This window comes from Streptomyces sp. NPDC103540, from assembly GCF_055584445.1.
The window spans coordinates 1-4,903 of record NZ_JBVJMA010000041.1; the positions used below are offsets into that span (position 1 = coordinate 1).

The window sequence follows — 4,903 nt, forward strand, 5'->3', positions numbered from 1 at the left end:
TCGTGGGAGGTGTTCGAGCGGGCGGGGATCGATCCGGTGACGGTGCGGGGTTCGCGTACCGGTGTGTTCGCGGGCGTCATGTACCACGACTACGGTTCGCGCCTGTCCACCGCACCCGACGGCCTGGAGGGATACCTCGTCAACGGGAGCGCGGGCAGCATCGCTTCCGGTCGCATCGCCTACACGTTCGGCCTGGAGGGGCCGGCGGTGACGGTCGACACGGCGTGTTCGTCCTCGCTGGTCGCCCTGCACCTGGCGGCGCAGGCCCTGCGCCAGGGCGAGTGCACGATGGCGCTGGTGGGCGGTGTCACCGTCATGGCGACCCCCAACGTCTTCGTGGAGTTCAGTCGGCAGCGTGGGCTGGCGGCGGATGGTCGGTGCAAGGCGTTCTCCGCGTCGGCGGACGGTACGGGCTGGTCCGAGGGTGTGGGCATGCTGCTGGTGGAGCGGCTGTCGGACGCGCGCCGCAACGGGCACGAGGTGTTGGCGGTCGTACGGGGGTCGGCGGTGAACCAGGACGGTGCGTCGAACGGTTTGACGGCGCCGAACGGTCCGGCGCAGCAGCGGGTGATCCGGCAGGCGCTCGCCCAGGCGGGTCTGTCGCCGGCCGACGTCGACGCGGTCGAGGCCCACGGCACGGGCACGACGCTCGGTGACCCGATCGAGGCACAGGCACTGTTGGCCACCTACGGGCAGGACCGGCCGGTGGAGCGGCCCCTGTGGTTGGGGTCGCTCAAGTCGAACATCGGGCACACGCAGGCCGCCGCGGGCGTGGGTGGTGTGATCAAGATGGTGCAGGCGATGCGCCACGGTGTCCTGCCCCGGACGCTGCACGTGGACGAGCCGACCCCGCACGTCGACTGGTCGGCCGGAGCGGTCCGGCTGCTGACCGAGACCCGCGAATGGGCGGAGGAGCACGGCAGGCCGCGACGTGCGGGCGTGTCCTCCTTCGGCGTCAGCGGAACCAACGCCCACGTCGTACTGGAGCAGCCCGCACCGTACCTCCCGGGGCCGCGCGAGGGATCCGAGAACCCGCGGACCGCCGCCACGACGATGGCGTGGCCCGTCTCCGCCAAGGACCCGGACGCCCTGCGCGAGCAGGCCGCGCGCCTCCTCACCCACATCGAGGACCACCCGGACCACGACCTCGCCGACATCGGCCTGTCCCTGGCCGGCTCCCGCGCCACGCTGGACGTCCGATCCGCGGCCGTCGGCACGAGCCGCGAGGAACTGCTGGACGGCCTGGCCGCCATCGCCGCCGGGCGACCCGCGAGCACGGCGCTCCTACGCGGCGAAACGCCGTCCGGCGCGCCCGTGGGCGGACACCGGACCGCGTTCCTGTTCTCGGGGCAGGGCAGCCAACGGCTCGGTATGGGAAGGGAGTTGTATGCCACCTTCCCCGTATTCGCCGCCGCCTTCGACGCGGTGTGCGTCGAGCTGGACGGACAGCTCGAACAGCCCCTGAAGGAGGTGGTGTTCGGTGGGCACGCGGAGCTGTTGAGCCGGACGGTCTTCGCGCAGCCGGCGCTCTTCGCGATCGAGGTGGCGTTGTACCGGCTCGTGGAGTCGTGGGGTGTGCGGCCGGACTTCCTGGCCGGGCATTCGGTGGGTGAGTTCGCGGTCGCGCACGTGGCGGGGGTGCTGTCCTTGGAGGACGCGGCCCGTCTGGTGGCCGCGCGGGGGCGCCTGATGCAGGGGTTGCCCGCCGGGGGCGTGATGGTCGCCGTCGAGGCTTCCGAAGAGGAAGTGCGGGACCTCCTGGTGGGCTTCGAGGACCGGGCGGACGTCGCCGCCGTCAACGGACCCTCCTCGGTGGTGGTCTCGGGCGACGAGGACGCGATCGCGGCGGTCGTCGACACGCTCGCGGCCGAGGGCCGCAAGACTAAACCCCTGGCCGTCTCCCACGCCTTCCACTCCCCGCTCATGGAACCCATGCTCGACGCGTTCCGACAGATCGCGGCAGGGGCGACGTTCGGCACGCCGACCCTGCCGATCGTCTCCACCCTCACCGGACGGATCGTCCCCGCCGAGGAGTTCGGCACCCCCGACTACTGGGTGAGCCACGCCCGCGAGGCCGTCCGCTTCGCCGACGCCCTCGACGCCCTCGCCCTGGAAGGCGTACGGACCTTCCTGGAGATCGGTCCCGGCGCGGTCCTGACCGCCCTGGCCCAGGACCGCCTGGACGAGCGGGCCCTCACCGTGCCCACCCTGCGCACGGACCGGACCGAGGACCTGGCCGTCACCACCGCGCTCGCCCGCCTCCACGTCCACGGGACCCCCGTCGACTGGTCGGCCCTCCTCGCCGGCCGCGGTGGCACCGGGCACCGCGTCGACCTGCCCACCTACGCCTTCCGACACGAGCACTACTGGCTCGACGCCCCGACCGCCCCCGCCGACGTCGCCGCCGCCGGACTGGCCTCGGCCGGCCACGCGCTCCTGGGAGCCGCCGCCCTGCTCCCCGACGGCGCGGGATCGCTGCTCACCGGACGACTGTCCCTGGCCACGCACCCCTGGCTCGCCGACCACGCCGTCGCCGGGACGGTCCTGCTCCCCGGCACCGCGTTCCTCGACATGGCCGTACGCGCCGGCGACGAGCTCGGTTGCGGCCGGGTCGACGAACTCACCCTGGCCGCGCCCCTGGTGCTCCCACGGCACGGCGCGGTCCAGGTACGGGTCGTCGTCGGCGGAGCCGACGACGCGCAGGACCGCCGCTCGGTCAAGATCTACTCGCGGGCCGAGAGCGCCGACGAGACCAGCGCCGAGACCGGTGGCGACACCGCCTGGACGCGTCACGCCACCGGCTTCCTCGCCCCCGACCTGCCCGCCCCGCCCGGTACGGACGGCGCCTGGCCGCCCGCCGACGCCATCCCCGTCGACATCGGCGACCGCTACGCCGCGCTCGCCGAAGCCGGCTTCGCGTACGGGCCGGTGTTCCGGGGCCTGCGCGGCGCGTGGCGCCGAGGGGACGACGAACTCTTCGCGGAGGTCGCGCTGCCCGACGGCACCACGACCGACGGTTTCGCCATCCACCCCGCCCTCCTCGACGCGGCCCTGCACGCCCTGAGCGTGGACGGCTTCCTCGACGCCGGCGACGAAGGGCGGCTGCCCTTCTCCTGGACCGGTGTCAGCGTCCACGGCACCGGTGCCGAGACCCTGCGGGTCCGTCTGAGCCGCGCCGACACGGCCGGTACGGACGCGGTGGCCCTGCTGATCACCGACGGACGGGGACGGCCCGTCGCATCGATCGACGGGCTGGTCCTGCGGACGGTGCCCGCCGGACGCCCCGTCCGGGCCGACGGGGCCACCGACCCCGCGACGGCGTTCGCCGACGCGCTGTTCACGGTCGTCTGGGAACCGTGCCCGCCCGCCGCGGAGCCCGCCGAGGGCCCCGCCGACGTGACGTGGTGCACGAGCCCGGCCGATCTGGACCCCGGTCCGGACGGCGCCACGGTCCCGGCGACCGTCGCCGTCTCCGTACCCGCGCTGCTCGACACCGACGACGTCACGGCCGCCGCCGCCGTACGCCGGGTGCTCGCCCTGCTCCGGCAGTGGCTGTCGGACGACCGGTGGGCAGCCTCCCGCCTGGTCGTGGTGACACGGGGCGCCGTGCCGGCGTCCGCCGACACCGGCACCCGGGCCGGCGTGGATCCGGCCCAGGCCGCCGTCTGGGGCCTCGTACGCTCGGCACAGTCGGAGAACCCGGGCCGGTTCGTCCTCCTGGACCTCGACGGTGACGCCGCTCCGGGGCTCACCGCGGCGGCGGCCTCCGGCGAGCCGCAGCTGGCCGTCCGGGACGGAGCCGCGCTCGTACCGCGCCTCGTACGGGCCGCCGCCCCCGAGGCGACCGAAGCCCCGTTCGGCCCGGACGGCACCGTCCTGGTCACCGGAGCCTCCGGGGCGCTGGGCCGGCTCGTCGCCCGCCACCTCGTCACCGAGCACGGCGTACGCCACCTCCTGCTGGCCGGCCGCCGGGGACCCGACGCCCCGGGCGCGGCGGAGTTCGACGCGGAGCTGCGCGCCCTGGGAGCCGAGCCGCACACCGTCCGCTGCGACGTGGCGGACCGCGCCGCCCTGGCCGAACTCCTCGCCGCGATCCCGGCCGACCGGCCCCTGACCGGGGTGGTCCACGCGGCAGGCGTCACCGACGACGGCACCGTACCCGCGCTCACGGCGGAGCGCGTCGACCACGTCTTCGGTCCCAAGGCCGACGCGGCCCGGCACCTCCACGAGCTGACCCGCGACGCGGACCTCACGGCGTTCGTCCTCTTCTCCTCCGCCGCGGGCACGCTCGGCAGCGCCGGGCAGGCGAACTACGCCGCCGCCAACACCTTCCTGGACGGCCTCGCCGTGTCCCGGCGCGCCCAGGGCCTCCCCGCCGTGTCCCTCGCCTGGGGCCTGTGGGCGCAGGCCGGCACGCTCACGGCCGGCCTGGCCGACGCGGACCGGCGCCGGATCAGCCGCTCCGGACTGGTCGCGCTGGAAGCCGCCGAAGGCCTGGCCCTGTTCGACGCGGCCTGCCGTTCCACCCTGCCCACCCTGGTCCCCGTCCGACTGGACACCGGCGCGCTCCGGGCACAGGCCCGCGCCGGAACGCTGCCGCCGCTGCTCCGGAAGCTGGTGCGGACCCCCGTGCGACGCGCCCTCGACGGCGCCCGCGAGACGGCGGGGAACGCCACGGTGGCCGGGCGACTCGTCGACCTGCCCCCGGAGGAGCGTCACGCCTTCGTGCTCGACCTCGTCCGCGACCGGGTCGCGACGGTCCTCGGCCACGGAACGGCTCGCTCCGTCACGGTCGACCGGCAGTTCAGGGAGCTCGGCTTCGACTCGCTGACCGCCGTCGAGCTGCGCAACGCCCTCAACGCGGCCACCGGCCTGCGGCTTCCCGCGACCCTCGTCTTCGACC

The 4,903-nt window shown here is 75.0% G+C and carries 1 protein-coding gene; it reads left to right on the forward strand.

Annotation, left to right across the window (positions count from 1 at the left end; translation table 11 throughout):
• The coding region (locus ACZ6ZI_RS40190; RefSeq protein WP_469530098.1) for a type I polyketide synthase at window positions 1–4,903 on the forward strand (4,903 nt) is incomplete at both ends.